Origin of the sequence: Micromonospora musae (assembly GCF_003626545.1) — a bacterium.
In the GTDB taxonomy this organism is placed as follows: Bacteria; Actinomycetota; Actinomycetes; order Mycobacteriales; family Micromonosporaceae; genus Micromonospora; species Micromonospora musae.
This window is the reverse complement of the sequence record NZ_RAZS01000008.1, coordinates 128,804-144,896: the sequence shown is the minus strand read 5'-3', so window position 1 is coordinate 144,896 and position 16,093 is coordinate 128,804. Positions and strand designations below refer to the sequence as shown.

Here is a 16,093-nt window from a genome sequence, read left to right as displayed (position 1 = left end):
CACCGATCAGAGGGTGCGCTGATACTCCTCCCAGGTGCGCTTGGGGCTGACCACCGGGCCGTCGTCAGCGCCCCGATTCGCCAGTCCGTTGCGGCCGAGGTAGTAGTCGCCGGCCTGGTTGCGCGCACCGGTGGACTGGTCGGTGTCGGCGAGCGCGATCGCGTGGATGTGATAGCCCCAGTCCCCCTGGGCGGGCGTGCGCAGCCACGCGGCGAAGCCCACCGTACGCAGCCGGCGCAGCACCTCCGTGCGGGTGGCCGAGGAGAGCCCGCTGACCGACAGGTCGAGCGCACCACCGCCGTCGTGGGTACCCGCCGAAGCGTCCACACCCGAGTTGTACGAGCCCTGCGTGATGCTGAGCTGCCAGCCGAGCAGACGTTCGGCCTCGAACAGCATCGCTCTGGTGCGGGTGTTGACCTGCACACCACGCAGGCTCACCACACTGCCGGGCGAGAGCACCTTGACCACGCCGTAGCGCTGCTCGCCGAGCAGCCGCAGCGACGTCACCCCGGGCAGCCCGGTCGCGTCGAGCCCGGTGTAGCCGAGCGACCGCTGGTACGCGGCGTACGCGGCGACCGTGCTGGTGCCGAAGTGCCCGTCGACATAGGTCGAGGACAACAGGCCCTTGGCCTGCAGCGCCCGCTCCACCAGCAGCACGCTCTCCTTGGCGCCGTCGGTGAGCGCGGTGTCCGGCCGACGCGGATCGATCTGCGCCGCCTTGATGAGCGCCTCCATGTCGACCTGCGGCAAGGCCGCTGCGGCGGGACGGGCCAATGGTCCGGCAGCGACGACCGCCGCACCGGCACCAACGAGTAGACGCCTTCTGGTGATCACTTGTCCTCCATCCAGAGCTCGCCGCGGGCGGCGTGGCCCCCGGGCCACCACCCTCCACGCACCCCGCACATGTCGACAATCTTCGAACTGCCCGCACATCGTGACATTAAATTTCATCGATGTGAAGCTTCGCGCATTCGTTCGGCGCGGCCCTGCCGCCGCAGCCATCCGGCCCGGCGATGCCGATCAGCCTGCTCGTGCGCGGCGCCTCGAAGCCGACCTAGGCGCGGCGGCGCAGGATGGTCTCGGTCTGCTCGTCGGCGGGGAAGAACAGCTCGACGGAGAGGTCGGAGAGGGTGACGTCGACCGCGGTCCCGAACGTGCTCAGCAGGCTGAACATGGACAGCTCCTCGCCGCCGAGCTCCAGCCGCCAGGACAGCACCGGATCGTCCACCTTCTCTGAGGGGAGGTTGCTCCAGGTGCGCCGCTCCGGGATGGCGGGCCAGGTGGCGATCTCCTCGGCAAGCTCGGTGAGGCTCGGATCCTGGGTCCGCACGGCCGCCCGATCGAGCCGGCGCAGCAGGTACGCGGACCACTGCGGGAAGTTGCGGGTACGGCCGGCCAGCCCGTCCGGGTGCAGGGCCGTACGGAAGATGTTGGTCGGCACCCCGCGCACCTGCTCGGGGATGCCGGCGACGAGCCGGCGCGCGGCGCGGTTGCTGAGCTGCACGTTCCACTGCCGGTCGATGGCGAGGCCGGGGTACGGGTCGTGCGTGTCCAGGAGCGCCTGCACCGAGGCCCGGATGCGGGACAGCTCCGGCCCGCTCAGCGAGGTCTCCGGATAACGGGGGGCGTACCCGGCCGCCAGCAGCCAGTCGTTGCGCTCCCGCAGCGGCAGGTCCAGATGCTGGGCGATCTTCATCAGCAGGCCGGCGCTCGGCTTCGACTTGCCCAGCTCGACGAAGCTCAGGTGGCGGGGTGAGATGCCGATCTCGTACGCCAGGTCCAGCTGGCTGCGCCGGGCCAGTCCCCGTTGCCGGCGGATCAGGTCTCCGACCTTCGCAGCTGTCACGGAACGTCACGATAGCCGGGTGGCGGGCGTCGAAACGAGTACCTGCCAGGTATTCGCGTCCGCTACCTCCAGGCGGGCAGGATGGCGGCACGCCCAAGCCCGAACGCCCCTCCTCGACGGCACCTACGACGGCCCACCAGCGAATCCGGGCCGCACGGTCGTGATCTGCGGCGTCCGGGCGTCCGGGTAGTTATCGGATGAGCCGGCACAGACAGGAAAAGAAGGTGCAACGGTGACCGCCACTGTCCTTCAGCTGCTACGCAACCGCAAGCAAGAGTCGAGCCTTCCCGGTCGGCGCAATGACGGCGCGCGCCTGGTCCTACTGATCGAAGGCGGCAGCTCCCGTGGCGCCTACTCGAGCGGCATGACGATCGCCATCGAACAGCTCGGGCTGCTACCCCTCTTCGACGCCGTCTACGGCAGTTCCATGGGAGCGCTGAACGCCGCGTGGCTGCTCTGCGGCCGCGCGGAGAGCAGCAAGCACGCCTGGTGGGATCCGATCATCATGCGGACGACCATCAACCCCACGCGGGCGCTGCGCCGGCAACCGATCGTCGACACCCAGTTCCTGATCCACACCGTGTACACCGAGATCCTGCCGCTGGGGTTCCAGGAGATCCTCGACAGCCCGGTCGAGTTCCACCCGATCGCCACCGACGCGCTCACCGGCCAACCCGTCGACCTGCACCAGCAGATCCACGACCGGTCCAGCCTGCAGGCGGCGCTGCGCGCGTCGACCGCGATGCCGCTGCTCGCCGGCGAACCGGTCGAGGTCGACGGCCGGCTCTTCGTCGACGCCGGGTTGAGCGAGGCGGTCCCGGTGCGGACGGCCCTCGCGCAGCAGGCCACCCACGTCGTCGCGCTGCGCACCCGCCGTACCGACGAGATCGCATCGGCCCCGTCCCGCGCGGAACGCCTGCTGATGTCCCGGTGGTTCGCCCGACGCGCCCCGGGCGCCACCGAGACGTGGTTGCGCCGCGAACCCATGCGAGCCGAGGAGGAGCAGTTGCTGGCGTCGCACCCGGCGACCTTGCAGATCCGCCCACCGCTGGGCAGCGCGAAGATCGGCCGTACCGAGCGACGCCCGCACCTGCTCCGCGCGGCAGTGGAGACCGGCCGGCAGGCCGCGTTCGACGAGCTGAGCCGCCTCGAAAGCGCCTCGATCGCCTACGCCCCGAGGTGACCCGGCGCGGCGCTGCTCGCCTCGGCGGTCCACCGCCGGTCCTGGCCAGCAGGGGCAGGTTTGTCGGCGAACCTGACCGAACGGGACCCGGTTGCGGACATGATGAAGGAGGTTTCGGCGACACGGAAAGCGGGGCGGTCGTGAACGACGGATTGGTGACCAAGCGCAGCCCACACGACGTCGGCGAGACGATCTCCGCGCTGCGGACGGCGGCGGAGCGGATGGGCGCCGTGGTGGCGACGGTGGTCGATCACGCGGCAGCCGCCCGCAAAGCCGGGCTGGACATGCCCGAGACACAGGTGATCATCTTCGGGAACCCGCAGGTGGGCACGCCGCTCATGCAGGTCAACCCCGAGCTCGCCATCGACCTGCCGATCCGAGTCATGGTGCGCGACGACGGACAGCCCGGCTCGCTGGTCACCTGGCAGGACTCCGCCTACCTGGCCCAGCGGTACGGACTCGGTGAGGACCAGACCAAGCCCCTGAACGCCCAGCGCCTCGTCCAGTCCGTCACGGAAGCCGGCTCATGACGGCGACGAGGAGACGACCGGCTCGGTAGCGGGCGACGTGACGTGCGCCCGGCACCGCTCCGGCCGGAGCCGCTCGAAGCAGGGGTTCCCCTTCTGACGCGGACGTGCGACGACCGCCTTCACCCGGTCAGCGCGACGGCCGGAGCGCTGCGTACCGCACTCCCGTGGCCTGTTCGGACAGTTCCCAGAGGCGGCGGCCATTCTCGGGGTCGGTCGCAGCCGGCGACAGTTCGCCGGTCACCGGGTGTCCGCGTAACTCGCCCGGCCCGTCGGGAACGATGAGTTGGCCTGAGCGGGCGTCGGGGTCGGTTGCGGCGAACAGTTGAGGCAGGGCGCCACGGTCGGCGGGTTGCGCCAGCAGCGGGTTGCCGAGCCTGCCCAGCAGGAGGCGCCACCCCGCGGTGGTGGCACTGAACTGTAGGTTCGTGGCGGTGTAGCCGGGGTGGGCGAGGATGCTGCGAAGGGGGCTGCCCACATCGCGGAGACGACGATGCAGCTCCGAGCCGAAGATGGCGTTGGCCAGTTTGGACGAGTTGTAGACACCCATCGGCGAGTACCGCCGGGCGGTGTTCGAGGGCGGCTGGGCCCGACGGTGGTTGACCGAGGTCACGGTGACCACACGCGGGTCCCGGCCGGCCAGCAACAGGTCGAGCAGGAGACCGGTGAGGGCGAAGTGCCCGAGGTGGTTGGTGGCGAATTGCAGCTCATGGCCTTGAGGAGTGCGGACGTACGGGGTGGCCATCGTCCCGGCGTTGTTGACCAACACGTCCACCCGGTCGTGTGACGCGTGCATCCGATCGGCGAAGTCCCGGACCGAGTCGAGGTCGGCCAGGTCGAGCCGGCGCACCTCCCAGCCCGCACCGTGGGCGCCGGCGAGGGAGGTGGCTGCCGCACGGCCCTTCTCCTCGTCGCGTACGGCCAGCACCACGTGAGCGCCACGCGTGACGAGGGCCCGGGTGGTGACCAGGCCGAGCCCGCTACTCGCGCCGGTGACGACGAAGGTGCGTCCACTCAGGTCCGGAATGCGGTCCGCGGTCCAGCAATCAGCAGCCATACGCTCCACGGTGCCGTTGGTGGCACTGAGTGTCAAGGCATGCGCAGAATGCCAGAATAGGCATGACGTAGCATCGGCGCATGGCACCGAGGTCGGACACCACGCTGGCCGAACGCAAACGGCAGCTCGTCGCCGAGGAACTGCGCAACGCCGCCCTGATGCTGCTGGCCACCCGCGGCTTCGACGCGGTCACCGTCGACGACATCGTCGCGGCCGCCGGCATGTCTCGGCGCACCTTCTTCCGCTACTTCGCCTCCAAGGAAGACGTCGTCGTCCGCTTCATCGCCGACATGGGGACGGACGTCGTCGCCGAGCTCGCCGCCCGACCGAAAGACGAACCACCATCGGTCGCGCTGCGTCATGCCATCTGGCGACCACTCGCCGGCTGCGCCGACCAACCCGACCACGCCGAACGATCGCGAATCGTCGTCCGACTCATCCTGGACACGCCAGCCCTGCACGCCCGCTGGCTCGAACGCCAGATCCACTGGCGCGCCGGGCTGACCGCCGAACTCGCCGCCCGCAACGGCCTCGACCCCGACACCGACCCCTACCCGCACCTGGCCGCGGGCATGGCCATGCTGGCCCTGGACGCCGTGCTCCAGCAATGGCAGCCCGGCGACGACGAACAACGCCTGGCCGAGTTGACCGACCACGCGTTCGCCGTCGTAGCGCCGGCGCTCGACCGTCCCTCCGTCGGAGCGCCCGGGCGGGTCATCGATTGACCTGGCCGACGCCAGGTGCGATGAATCGCCGCAACGGCAAGGCGACAAGCAGCGCAACGGCAATCAGAAAGGCGCTGGCCCACACCGGACCGAGGTCACCAGCACCGGTCCCGAGGGTCGCCGCCGCAACGACGGGGCCGCCGGCAGCACCGACGTTGAGCGCCGCGGTCGCATACGAACCTCCCATGGTCGGAGCGTCCGCTGCCTCGTAGAGCACCCTGGCGATCAGGGCGCTGCCCAACGCGAACGAGAGCGTGCCCTGCACGAACGCGAGGAGCAGAAGCGCCACTGGCTGAACAGCAAGGCCCGCCAACGCCACCCAGCCGAGCAACAGCAACGGGCCACCCACCGCGATCACGACGCCGGGATGCTGATCGGCGAGCCGCCCCCCGAGATTGACGCCCGCGAAGGACCCGATACCGAAGAGCACCAGCACTACCGGTACCCACAGCTCACCCAGACCGGCGGTGCCGGTGACGATCGGAGCGAGGAAGGTGAACGTGGCGAAGGTGGCGGCGTTCACGAGAGCACCGAGCAACATGACCAGGACCAGCCTGGGCATCGCGAGCTGGGCGAGTTCAGCACGAAGAGACAGCCGAGCCGAAATACCCCGAGGGGCCGTCCCGGCACGCGAAGGTATGCCTCTCACCACACCGTAGGCGGCGGGAAGGGACAGCAGCGCGATCGCCCAGAAGGTTGCGCGCCAGCCGAGCACCGCGCCCAACACCGCACCGCCAGGAACGCCGGCGACAACGGCCACCGTCGTACCCGAGAGCAGCACGGCCAGTGCGCGCCCCTTCTGATCAGAGGCCACGAGCGTGGCCGCCGTGCTCAGCGCCACCGCCAGGAAGCCCGAGTTGGCCAGGGCGGCGACCAGCCGGGTGATCAGCAGAACCGCGAAGCTCGTCGTGAGAGCGCCCGCGACATGGGCCACGGTGAAGACCAGCAGAAAGCCCAGCAGGCTGATCCGGGCGGACCACCGGCGGGCAAACGCGGCCATCAGCGGCGCGCCGACGATCATCCCGGCGGCGAACGCCGAGGTCAGAAGGCCGGCGCTGCCGACCGACACATCGAGACTTCGGGCGATGTCCGGCACCAGCCCGGCGAGCATGAATTCCGAGGTGCCCATGGCGAAGACGGCCACGGCGAGCAGATAGAGCGGCAGAGGCATCAGAAACTCCGAGGTGAGAGAGAACGAGGAGACGTCTCGTCACCGCGGCCAGCGCCCACGGGTGCACGCGGGATCCCGCCAGCAACAACTGGCAGGGAGCGGGCTAAGAACTCAGTGGTTCAGGGAGCTGACGGCGTGACCGAAAGCCCCCACCCTGGATGCCTCAGGGCTCGACATGCCGCCGACATTACTCGGAACCGCCGGTCATCGCGCAACCCCACCCGGCCTGAGCAACGCCACCCGGCCTGAGCAACGCCACCCGGCCTGAGCAACGCCGCGTGCGGCGCCGGCCTCGGGAGGCCGACGCCGCACGGACGTCAGAACGGCCACTGATCGCGGGACCCCGCCTCGATGAGCGGAATCATCGCGAACGCCGCGTCGGAGAGACCACCGAACGTGTGCCGGTTCCCCACCGTCGGCGTGTGACCGATCCGGTAGCCGGCCAGGTTCCAGGTGTAGACCGGAACCTGCGCGGGCACCGCAGCCGTCACGTCCGCCGAGCCGTGCCAGTGCGCCTGCTCGTCGGTGAGGATGACCACCCGATCGTGCCGGTCGTAGTGCGCCCGAACCGCCTTCTCGGTCTCCGTCCCACCGCCGTAGAAGAAGCCGCCCTCCTTGAACCGGCGCACCGCCGCCAGCACCGACTCCCCCGCCACCGTGGGGAAGACCCTGCTGGCGTTGGAGAACGACACCACCGTCGCGTCGTGCGCACGGGCGGCCAGCGCAAGGCCGAACACCGTGGCCGCGTCCCAGCAACGCAGTGTCCCGTCCTTACTGAACGCACTGTGCATCGACCCCGACGTGTCGATCAGGATCAGGGTCCGCGCGTCCAGGGCCGGCACGTTCACCAGCGCCTGCTGCAACGCCTTCTCCAGCGGGTACGCCCACCGCAGGCTCGGCGCCGCGTTGTACGCCGACAGGAAACGCATCGGCAGCACCCGCGACCTCGCGACCTCACCCGGGTCGGAGAGCCTCGCCCCGATCGTCTCGGCGACGGCGTCGTCGACCCCGGCCTGGTCGAAGTTGCGCAGGTTGCGCAGCAGCGCCAGGTAGCCCATGGTCGGGATGATCGCCTCCCACGCCGGCGCGTCCATCGCGGCCTGCCGCCAGCCGGCGAGGGCCTCCCAGGTCATCCCGGCCGCGCCGAGCACCGCCGGGTCGACGGGCTCGCGGCGCTGCTCGACCGGCAGCGCCATCAGCTCGGCCCGGGCCGCCAGCATCCGCAGCGACACCGGCAGCGGGTTGTCGCGCTTGTGACGCCGGTCCAGCGCGTGCCGGAACAGGTCGCCCTGCCGCTCGTCCCTCGCCGTCGGGTGGGTCAGGTCGATGACGTCACCGAACCGCACCGCGCTGCCCTCGGAGTCGTACTTGAGCAGGTTGCGCTCGGAATACAGCCGCACGACGGCGTCGGCGATGCCCCGCTTGACCGGCTTCGGCAGCGCTCGCCCATGACGCCCCAGCCAGTAGGCCAGCGCCTCCCCCGGCTCGTCGGCACGCTGCAACGCCGCGTCCACGATCGCCCGGGAACCCGGCACACCCGCCGCGACCTGCGCACGAGCGCCCTCCAGGGCCGCCACCACCGCCGCCGACCGCAGCATCGCACCGATACGCAGCCACGGCACGAACCGTGCGAACCACTCGGGGTCGGCGACCGCCACGGCCGCGACCAACTCACGGAACCGCGCATCCCGACCGGCGGCGCCCTCGTAGAAGGCGTCCTCACCGACCATGTTCGACACACCCAGCAGGAAGAGCTCGGTGCGCGGCTCGCGGGTGAACCCCGGTGCGCCCTCGGCGGTCACGATCCCGTCGGTCTCGTGCCGATCCTGGCGCAGCTTGACGTTGAACTTGGCCATCATTTCCCCCCATGCCCGTCGAAGACGGGAAGACGCCACCACAGCGCACACCCGAGACCAGAGGTCGGCGACGGACTAGCCCGCTGCTCTGTCCGATTGAGCTATCAGCGCGAAGGCCTCGGGGGACTCGAACCCCCAACCCGCGGATCCCTGAAGTAACCGTTGCCTGCGCACCGGGTTTGCGGTGTGGTGGCGCCTCCCGAGACCGGAATCCGGTGACGGACGGACTCTTCACCGAGGCCTGGTGGCCTCTCCAAGATGTAACCGTCACCTTCGCACCGGGAAGTGCGTGGATGACGCTAGCCGCGGCAATTGGGGGCGGGCAACAGAATTTGCGGTCCTGTCACAGGCAGAGATCACGCCGCATACCCGAGATCGAGAGTCGACGACGGAAGAGTGCCTATTGCTCTGCCATCTGAGCTACCAGCCCGCAGGCTGGAGGGGACTCGAACCCCCGACCCATAGATTAGAAGTATCCGTCTTCTGCGCACCGGATATGCGGCGTGAACGCTCCCCGAGATCGACGGCAGCGACGGTTTTCGGAAGAGGAAGGATCCGTCACCCTCGCACCGGGAGGCGCGGCAACAACCTACGCGCGACGACACCCGATCGCCAAGAGGATTTCGGACCTCCGAAGCCGGTCACGCCGCATACCCGAGATCAAGGTTGGACACGGAGTTAGCGGATTCGAACCGCGGGGGCTTTACAGGCCCTTTGCCAGAAGTAGCCGTGTCCGTCGCACCGGGTATGCGGCGTGAGCGCGCCTCCCGAGACCAAGGCGGCGACGGCGACTGGCCCTTACGGGCCAAGGTGACCTGGGCCGCTGGTCGACACCGCCGAAAGGCGGCGGCGGGATTCGAACCCGCGTCTCCCCGTTATGAGCGGAAGTAGCCGTTGCCTGCGCACCGGGAGGTGCGAACGAACGATAAAGGCCTACCGCGCGCCTCAGCAACCCCGTTTGCGGGCAGTTCGTTCGGCCGACCTGGCAGCAACCCGCCCGACGCGATCAATGTTGGCGACCCTCTTGGCCGCAACCCAGCTCGACGTGCAGCTCCGTCCACAAGGGTTGAGCCTGCCCTGGTTTGCCTGTAAGGATGTGCTCGTGTCGCTTGCAGAGGCGGAGTATGTGGCCATCGCCGTCGAGGCTATTCGCCGCTCGGTCGGTTTCCGGATGGGAGAGGCCCACCTGGCCACCGCACTCGCCATGGTTGATGAGGCGGAAGGAAGACGGGCTCGACGTGCACGCAAGTCGATCGCGACACTTCGGCCCCTCGTCGGCAACGCCGATCCCATTACGTACTACCACAACGAGGAGCTGTCCTTGACCGCGGCGATCCCGGCCTTCCGGTTCGCCCTGGCCGGTCGCCCCGTTCACGTGGTGTTCCACGCCGACGATGACAGCAGGAGAATGCACGGTGTCTACGAAAAGATCGCCGAGGAGCTCCACCTCGTGGACGGGATCGGTCTGCTCACAGATCCCGCACCCCGGGATCGGACGGTAGACACCGTCGCCCAGCGGGAGGAGCTGGACCGCCGGGTTAGTGATCTTCTTGGCAACTACGACCGTCCATTCACTGTCGGCGGTTTCACGCGGTTCCGGTATGCCTTGAGCCTGGGCCTCCGCCGGCCACCGAAGGATTGCGTCGCGATCCTCCGTGTGCCGGACGCACGTAAGTCGTTCGCGCACTGGGGATACAAGCGGCTGACCGCGCTCTAGTCAGGCTTGGTGACCACCGCGTCGGGTCCGCCGATCACGCCGACGTTTCCCGCTCGCATGTCGTTGATCTGTCGTTGGGTGGTGATCGCCGCGTGGAGCACACTGACCGCTATGAGCGGTCCTTCCTTCGTCGCCGATCCGCCGCAGAGCCCGGCGGTGAATGCCGCCTTCGAGGCCGACGTCGCCTCCGACGGCTACGTCAACAACCTCACTCGCGTCTGGGGCTGGCGTCCCGACGTGCTGAATTCCTTCCAGGCCGTGCGCGCCGATCTCCTGGCTGAGTCCGGCCTGTCGGCTCGGGAAGTGGCCGTCATGGTCGCCGCCACCGCCGCTGCCCGCGGCGACGCATACTGTGCGCTCGCCTGGGGATCCAGGCTGGCCGAGCTCAGCGACGAGGCGACCGCCGCGGGGGTGCTACGAGGCGTCGACAGCGGCCTGTCCGAGCGGGAGGCCGTGCTGGCCGGCTGGTCTCGTCAGGTCGTCCACGATCCGAATGCTACGACTCGGGCCGACGTCGACCGCCTGCGCGCCGCGGGCCTCACCGACCGAGAGATCTTCGAGGCGACGACGTGGATTGCGTTCCGGCTGGCGTTCTCCACCATCAACGATGCGCTGGGAGCCCGCCCCGACACGCAGCTCGCGGAGAAGGCACCGCGGTCTGTCCGCGAGGCCGTCACGGCCGGCCGGCCGGCCTGACCGTCGGCACACCCAGCGCCATCAACCGGCAGGGAGCCGCTGCCCCGAGGTGGGGCTTGGCGACCGCTCCGTCGCCACCACCGTCTCTTCTGACCGGTGGTCGTGCGAGGCCGGCCACGGTGGCGGTGCGCTTCAGGAGTTCGTCGCGGCTCGTTCCGACGCGCTGCGAAGAACACAGAATTCGTTGCCCTCGGGGTCGGCGAGGACCGCCCAGCCCGAACCGTCAGGGTTCCGGTGATCGGCGACGAAGGTGGCCCCGAGGCCCAGCAGCCGTTCCACCTCCTGGTCACGGGAGGTCTCCGGGCGCAGACACAGGTGGATCCGGTTCTTGATCTGCTTGGGTTCGGGCACCTGGTTGAAGTACAGCACCGGGCCCTCCGCCAGCTGCACCTGAGTCTCCCGGTCGCCCGGTCTGTCCTCCGGGTGCAGCGGACGGCCGGTCACACTGCTCCAGAACCGAGCCAGCTTGTAGGCATCCGCACAGTCGATCGCCACGTTCTGCAACACCGAAACCATAGGCGCCAGCCTTCCCGACTTTCGCTTCGGACGCCACCGCGCTCGGCTTCGCGCCCGCAACTCAGGCGGGTGGCAGTGCCGGCGAACCGTCCCGGACCGCGGCGAGCCCCGGCGGATCGAGGATCACCACCGCGGCCGGCTCCACCCGCAGCAGGCCGGAGGAGGCGAGGCCCCGGAGCGCCCGGTTGACGCTCACCCGGGACAACCCGATCTCCTCGCCGAGCCCCTCCTGGGAGCCCGGCAGCGGAACCCGACCGACCCGCTCCTGGCCGGCTTCGAGGAGCCAGGATGCGACCCGGAACTCCGGGCGCCCCGTCCGCCGGAGCATGGCCCGCCGGTCCCGGTTCACCTGCTCGGAGAGGTGTCGCAGCACGTGATCGCGCAGCGCCGGCACGGTGTCGATGAGCTGGCGCAGCAGGCTCGCCGGGAGCCGACGGACGCGGCACGGGGTGGTGGCGGTCCAGGTCGCCGTGTGCCGGCCGCCCGCGAGCACCGCTGCCTTGTCGACTACGGCGGGCCCGGTGATCGCCGCGTACCGGACCCGGGACCCGTTCCAGGTGTCGTGGGTGGCGGAGACGGTACCGCTCTCGACGATCACGAAGTCGTCGGCCCGGTCGCCGTCACGGGCCAGCACGACGCCGGCGGGAACCGACCGGGCCGGGTGCCGCCGCGCGATCTCGTCGAGCCGGGCGCCGTTGAGGGTACGGAAGATCGGCACCCGGGCCAGGCCGTGATCCGTCATTCCGGGGACTGTATCCGGCGATACAGCGGCGCGGCCGTCGGCTGCATACCGTACTGGTCATGATCTGTGTCGAGCTCACCTTCACCGACGATCCGCGGCGCCTCGAAGCCCGCCCCGCCCACCGGGAGCGGCTGCACGCCCTCTACGAGGCAGGCGAGGTGCTGGCCTCGGGCCCCTGGGCGGACGACTCGGGCGCGCTGCTCGTCTTCACCGTGGACCGGGCGCGGGCGGAACAGATCCTCGCCGAGGACCCGTACTACACGACGCCCGGCGTCGAGGTGACCTCGGTGCGCGAATGGTCGCCGGTGGTGGGGCCGGCGCGGTCCTGAGCGGCCAGCACCCGCCTCACCTGGGTCTTGCGGCCAGGACCGGCAGCGCGCCGATCGCCACGTCAGAAACGCGCCCATTTCTCCTGGTCAGCGGGGGTGTCAGGCGTACGACGGCCGGTCCGGGTCGAGCAGTTCGGTGACGCGACCTCGGTCCAGAATCTCGATGAGGGCGTTGGTTCCGCGTTCGATCTTGACTGCCACCTCGTCGGGGTGCAGCGGGATCAGCGCGAGCAACTCGATCCGGCTGCCGTCGGGCACCTCGATCGCTCGCGCCTCGGCCGGCACACGCAGCATCGGCGTGACGACGACCCCGGCGAACGGGGTGCCGGTCGCGTAGGGCTGCGCGGGGTCGCCGTTCGGCACCGAGTGCCATTCGCCGATCCAGCTGCCGTACTCGTGCGGCAGTCGAGCGATCTCCTTGATCAGGCGCACCGGCCAGCCGGTCGGCTCCTCGTTCAACCCGGTCACCTCGGTCAGCGGCCAGTCGGCCGGCAGGCTGAGCATCAGTTCGGCGTACCGACTGATGTCGTGGCCGTCCGGGACGGTCATCGGCAGGTCACTCATCCCAGAGGTGATCAGCGTCCGGTACGGGCGTTCCTCGGTCGGCCCCACCACGTAGACGTGCACTCCGACCAGGTGGGAGGCGATCTCGTGGTAGACGAACTCAACCGGCCCGAAGTGCTCCTCGATGTGCCGATCGATCGCCTCGGCGAAGCCCTGCCGGGGCCCCTGCGCCGCCACGAACCCGTCGTGCAGAGACTGATGACGAAGGACCCCTGACCCGCGCGGCTCATCCACGACGAGAAAGCCTAGGCCACGGCCCAGCGGTGACCGGAACTGGCTCGCGCCGGTCGCTCAGGGCCTTGACGTTCGCGAAATCAGTGCCTGACCGCTGGGCTAATAGCGCTCGACCTGGTCCGATACCCGGAAGGTGCTACCGCACTGGGTGCAGGTGGCGCGGCCGAAGATGTGGGCGACCGCTTCGGCAACGGCCTGCTGTCCCACTTCGGTGCTCATGCGATGCAGCCGCAGGCCGACCCCCTCGAGATCAGCGGATCCAGCCGGAAGCAACGGCGTCTGCACCACATCCGACTTCGTCGCGTAGTCCTCGTGCGTGGCGAAGTGACCCCGTTCGCCGAACGCTATGAACAGCGAAGTCTCGCACTGCGGGCACTCGATTTCGACCTCGTCGTGGATGAGCCGTTCGAGTTCTTGGCCCCAGAGCATGTCGCCCTCCAGCGCCATGACTGCGCGGAGGCGGTAGATGAACGACTGCGCGTCGGTCGGGGTCGGGAGCCAGTCGGTGGCCAGGTGACGCAACTGTGCCAGGGTTTCAGCGTTTCGGCGGTGGGACTCCTCGTCCATGTCGGCCGCCAGCTGACCGGCCAGGATCAGCGGCTCGTCGCGATCAGCGGGCGCGAACTCAGCAGCGATGTTCGCCAGCCGCGTGATGAGCATCGTCTCTTCTGCTTCGTAGAACCCCTCGTGGCACGCCCGCTCGTACAACACGCCCCACGCCGCCGCACGCGGGTCAGCCGCCGCCTGCGCCAACAACTCCTCCACCGTCGTCACGGCGTCATCTAACCAGCGGGGCCCGACACGGGCGGGGTCAGGGCGTGGGACGGGTGAGGCGCTCGACCGCGGTGATCAGGGCGCGGCGGTGGGTGGCGATCCGATCTGGTGAGTCGGGGTCGGAGCCGTCGGCGGTGAGGAGATCACGTGGCGTCTGCATCCAGGCGGCGCACCTGAGCATGGACAATTCGCTGACGACCGCGCACGATGGGCCCCGTGCCGCTCCAGGAGGGATTTCGGGGGCAGCGGTTGACCTCGGTGCCCCGCCCGCTCGTCGCCGAGGCGCTACGGCGCCCGATCACGGGACGGCTCGTCGTCACCGACGCCGGGTACTACCCGGACGCCGCCGACCACCGGATGCATCGTCCCCGAGGCACCCCCGAGGTGCTCCTGATCATCTGCGCCTCGGGCTCGGGCTGGGCGCGCGTCGGCTCGGGAATGCATCGGGTCGGGGCCTGGCAGGCGCTCGTCATTCCCCGTGGCGTCGCGCACGAATACGGTGCCGACGAGCGCAGCCCCTGGACGATCTGGTGGGCGCACCTGATGGGGTCCGACGTCTCCAAGCTCGCTGACTGTCTGGAGGCCACGACCGCGCGGCCGGTGGTGCCGGTGCGCTCCATCGGTCGGGCGGTGGCGCTCATGGACGAGATCGTCACCTACCTCGAGCGCGACCAGTCGCCCGTTCGCCTGCTGGGCGCGGCGGGGACCGCGTGGAAACTGCTGACGCAACTCAGCGTCGACCGGCTGCTCCCCGAACCGGGGGACCCGTTGCAGCGCGCCATGAGTTACCTGGCCGAACGGCTCGACGGGAAGGTGAAGGTGCCCGAGCTGGCGCGACTGGTGGGGGTGTCGCCGTCGCATCTGAGCACCCTGTTCCGCAGGGCGACCGGAGGCGGGGTGTTGGCTCACCACACCGCCCTGCGGATGGCGAGGGCGCGGCAGTTGCTCGACACGACGGACGCGACGGTCACCGAGATCGCATCCGAGCTCGGCTTCGACGACGCGTTCTACTTCTCGCGGGTCTTCCGGAAGCACCACGGGTTGAGTCCGAGCGGGTTCCGCCGCCGCCATGAGGGCTACGAGGTCGCTGATGCTGCCTTCGAGGTGTGACCCGGCGGAACGTTGACTTGTTCTGCGCGGTCACTACGGTGCGGCGCCGGCCACGAGCGCCCGGGCCGCATCCGTCCACCAGTAGAGGACCTCCCGGCCTGACCGGCGTTTCCGGAGCAGACCGGCCTCGGTGAGGACGCCCAGGTGACCACCGACCGTGCCGAGCGGCAGTCCGGTCGCGGCGACCACCGCGGTCGTGCTGATCGGCTCGGACGCCTGGACCAGAATTCTGCTCCGCGCGGTTCCCAGTAGGCGACGCAGCGGATCCGGCGTGTTTAGAGCCGCCTCGGTGAAGATCCCCGTCACCGGATAGACGATCCCGAAGCGGTCGGGCAACCTCCAGGAGATCCAGCCTCCCCGGCAGTGCGCCGCGAAGAAGGTGAGTCTCCTGCCCCGCACGTCGCATGGTGGGTATGGCCGCTCCTCGATCTGCAGCCGACCGTCGCCGAGCCAACGGGTGCCCGGCCGTATGTCGTTGATGACCCCGGACCAGCCGTCTCGGCCCAGGCGGGCGATCCGGGACACCACATCGGCGCGCAGCACCGATTGACGGCGCGGCCAGTCCGGCTCGATCGTGTGGTGCCAGACCCAGCGCAACAGAGCGCCCGTCCGGCGCGCCAACCCGGGGCCACGTAATTCCGGGGCGAGCGGGGAACGTACGTGGGCCAGGTCGGCGCGGATCTGCTCGTCCGGCAGTGACTCCAGCGCCACGAGTTCGTCGTCCAGCGTCATGTCGGGACGCGCGGGCGGCACCGTCAGGAAGTCGGCCATCCAGGAGGACGAGATGGCGTGGGCCACGATGGCCGCGCTCACCGGGTCGTCGTCGAGATAGTCGTGAAAGGCGCCGACGTGCCGGTCGCGCCAGGCCCGGTGCCAGGGAAGTGGTTGACCTCGGCGCAGGATGTTGAGCGCCGCCAACGTCTCGGTGAGCGGTGACGTGCCGAAACGCGCCTCCGCCATCGTTTCGGCGTCGACCAGGAACACCGCCACGTTTCGCCTCCGGTCGAAACTCTAGGGTGACGCCGCGGGGTGCGGCAACCTCCCTG

The 16,093-nt window shown here is 69.6% G+C and carries 18 protein-coding genes; 7 read left to right on the top strand and 11 right to left on the bottom strand.

All coding sequences use genetic code 11. From position 1 onward, the window contains the following. Positions 1-6: 6 nt before the first annotated feature. Both D7147_RS22625 and D7147_RS22620 read right to left on the bottom strand, forming a co-directional pair. Positions 7-750 (bottom strand): peptidoglycan-binding domain-containing protein, encoded by a 744-nt coding sequence (locus tag D7147_RS22625; protein ID WP_233563327.1) that lies wholly within the window; start codon positions 748-750, stop codon positions 7-9. A 304-nt stretch (positions 751-1,054) separates the two neighbouring features. Continuing rightward, a complete protein-coding gene (locus D7147_RS22620; protein ID WP_120680903.1) occupies positions 1,055-1,846 on the bottom strand; it encodes a helix-turn-helix domain-containing protein in 792 nt (263 codons plus the stop codon). A gap of 232 nt (positions 1,847-2,078) precedes the next feature. Here D7147_RS22620 and D7147_RS22615 point away from each other — a divergent pair, with 232 nt between their 5' ends. Further along, a complete protein-coding gene (locus D7147_RS22615; RefSeq protein WP_120680901.1) occupies positions 2,079-3,029 on the top strand; it encodes a patatin-like phospholipase family protein in 951 nt (316 codons plus the stop codon). 155 nt (positions 3,030-3,184) lie between these two features. Next, positions 3,185-3,559, top strand: a complete 375-nt coding sequence (locus D7147_RS22610) for a DUF302 domain-containing protein (protein ID WP_147437430.1) — start codon at positions 3,185-3,187, stop codon at positions 3,557-3,559. A gap of 127 nt (positions 3,560-3,686) precedes the next feature. On the opposite strand, the gene D7147_RS22605 is transcribed toward D7147_RS22610, so the two are convergent. Beyond that, complete coding sequence (locus tag D7147_RS22605) at positions 3,687-4,613, bottom strand: oxidoreductase (protein ID WP_120680897.1); 927 nt, start codon at positions 4,611-4,613, stop codon at positions 3,687-3,689. An 80-nt stretch (positions 4,614-4,693) separates the two neighbouring features. Here D7147_RS22605 and D7147_RS22600 point away from each other — a divergent pair, with 80 nt between their 5' ends. Further along, positions 4,694-5,338 (top strand): acyl-CoA-like ligand-binding transcription factor, encoded by a 645-nt coding sequence (locus D7147_RS22600; protein ID WP_120680895.1) that lies wholly within the window; start codon positions 4,694-4,696, stop codon positions 5,336-5,338. Here D7147_RS22600 and D7147_RS22595 read toward each other — a convergent pair. Continuing rightward, entirely contained in the window at positions 5,328-6,509 is a 1,182-nt protein-coding gene (locus D7147_RS22595) for a Cmx/CmrA family chloramphenicol efflux MFS transporter (protein WP_120680893.1), read from the bottom strand. The two genes, D7147_RS22600 and D7147_RS22595, sit on opposite strands and share 11 nt — an antisense overlap. Before the next feature lie 317 nt (positions 6,510-6,826). Beyond that, the gene (locus D7147_RS22590) at positions 6,827-8,365 is read right to left on the bottom strand and encodes a TROVE domain-containing protein (RefSeq protein WP_120681129.1); all 1,539 of its coding nucleotides are present in this window, start codon (positions 8,363-8,365) and stop codon (positions 6,827-6,829) included. A 1,024-nt stretch (positions 8,366-9,389) separates the two neighbouring features. Between D7147_RS22590 and D7147_RS22585 the strand changes: the two genes are divergently transcribed. Both D7147_RS22585 and D7147_RS22580 read left to right on the top strand, forming a co-directional pair. Next, positions 9,390-10,082 carry a DEAD/DEAH box helicase family protein gene (locus tag D7147_RS22585; RefSeq protein ID WP_147437429.1) on the top strand — a complete coding sequence of 231 codons (693 nt, stop codon included), beginning with the start codon at positions 9,390-9,392 and terminating at the stop codon, positions 10,080-10,082. Between the two features lie 9 nt (positions 10,083-10,091). Continuing rightward, a complete protein-coding gene (locus D7147_RS22580; protein ID WP_233563325.1) occupies positions 10,092-10,778 on the top strand; it encodes a carboxymuconolactone decarboxylase family protein in 687 nt (228 codons plus the stop codon). Positions 10,779-10,910: 132 nt separating this feature from the next. On the opposite strand, the gene D7147_RS22575 is transcribed toward D7147_RS22580, so the two are convergent. Together D7147_RS22575 and D7147_RS22570 are read right to left on the bottom strand one after the other, a co-directional pair. Beyond that, positions 10,911-11,294 (bottom strand): VOC family protein, encoded by a 384-nt coding sequence (locus D7147_RS22575; protein ID WP_120680887.1) that lies wholly within the window; start codon positions 11,292-11,294, stop codon positions 10,911-10,913. A 61-nt stretch (positions 11,295-11,355) separates the two neighbouring features. Beyond that, positions 11,356-12,036, bottom strand: coding sequence for a Crp/Fnr family transcriptional regulator (locus tag D7147_RS22570; protein WP_120680885.1), 681 nt, complete (start codon positions 12,034-12,036; stop codon positions 11,356-11,358). Positions 12,037-12,095: 59 nt separating this feature from the next. On the opposite strand from D7147_RS22570, the gene D7147_RS22565 reads away from it, so the two are divergent. Next, positions 12,096-12,365 (top strand): YciI family protein, encoded by a 270-nt coding sequence (locus tag D7147_RS22565; protein WP_120680883.1) that lies wholly within the window; start codon positions 12,096-12,098, stop codon positions 12,363-12,365. A 99-nt stretch (positions 12,366-12,464) separates the two neighbouring features. Here the strand turns inward: D7147_RS22565 and D7147_RS22560 are convergent, their stop codons facing one another. From D7147_RS22560 to D7147_RS33410, 3 genes are all read right to left on the bottom strand, one after another. Further along, the gene (locus D7147_RS22560) at positions 12,465-13,163 is read right to left on the bottom strand and encodes a suppressor of fused domain protein (protein WP_120680881.1); all 699 of its coding nucleotides are present in this window, start codon (positions 13,161-13,163) and stop codon (positions 12,465-12,467) included. A 99-nt stretch (positions 13,164-13,262) separates the two neighbouring features. Beyond that, a complete protein-coding gene (locus D7147_RS22555) occupies positions 13,263-13,937 on the bottom strand; it encodes a hypothetical protein (RefSeq protein WP_120680879.1) in 675 nt (224 codons plus the stop codon). A 37-nt stretch (positions 13,938-13,974) separates the two neighbouring features. Next, positions 13,975-14,097 (bottom strand): hypothetical protein, encoded by a 123-nt coding sequence (locus tag D7147_RS33410; protein WP_267900767.1) that lies wholly within the window; start codon positions 14,095-14,097, stop codon positions 13,975-13,977. Positions 14,098-14,153: 56 nt separating this feature from the next. Here D7147_RS33410 and D7147_RS22550 point away from each other — a divergent pair, with 56 nt between their 5' ends. Beyond that, complete coding sequence (locus tag D7147_RS22550) at positions 14,154-15,047, top strand: AraC family transcriptional regulator (RefSeq protein WP_120681127.1); 894 nt, start codon at positions 14,154-14,156, stop codon at positions 15,045-15,047. A 33-nt stretch (positions 15,048-15,080) separates the two neighbouring features. Here the strand turns inward: D7147_RS22550 and D7147_RS22545 are convergent, their stop codons facing one another. Next, complete coding sequence (locus D7147_RS22545; RefSeq protein ID WP_120680877.1) at positions 15,081-16,037, bottom strand: ArsR/SmtB family transcription factor; 957 nt, start codon at positions 16,035-16,037, stop codon at positions 15,081-15,083. Between the last annotated feature and the right edge of the window lie 56 nt (positions 16,038-16,093).

What these genes read in the sequence shown, in the direction of transcription:
- D7147_RS22605 (WP_120680897.1), bottom strand. Translation starts at nt 4,613, where the DNA reads ATGGCTGCTGATTGCTGGACCGCGGACCGCATTCCGGACCTGAGTGGA.
- D7147_RS22600 (WP_120680895.1), top strand. Translation starts at nt 4,694, where the DNA reads ATGGCACCGAGGTCGGACACCACGCTGGCCGAACGCAAACGGCAGCTC.
- D7147_RS22595 (WP_120680893.1), bottom strand. Translation starts at nt 6,509, where the DNA reads ATGCCTCTGCCGCTCTATCTGCTCGCCGTGGCCGTCTTCGCCATGGGC.
- D7147_RS22590 (WP_120681129.1), bottom strand. Translation starts at nt 8,365, where the DNA reads ATGGCCAAGTTCAACGTCAAGCTGCGCCAGGATCGGCACGAGACCGAC.
- D7147_RS22575 (WP_120680887.1), bottom strand. Translation starts at nt 11,294, where the DNA reads ATGGTTTCGGTGTTGCAGAACGTGGCGATCGACTGTGCGGATGCCTAC.
- D7147_RS22570 (WP_120680885.1), bottom strand. Translation starts at nt 12,036, where the DNA reads ATGACGGATCACGGCCTGGCCCGGGTGCCGATCTTCCGTACCCTCAAC.
- D7147_RS22565 (WP_120680883.1), top strand. Translation starts at nt 12,096, where the DNA reads ATGATCTGTGTCGAGCTCACCTTCACCGACGATCCGCGGCGCCTCGAA.
- D7147_RS33410 (WP_267900767.1), bottom strand. Translation starts at nt 14,097, where the DNA reads ATGCAGACGCCACGTGATCTCCTCACCGCCGACGGCTCCGACCCCGAC.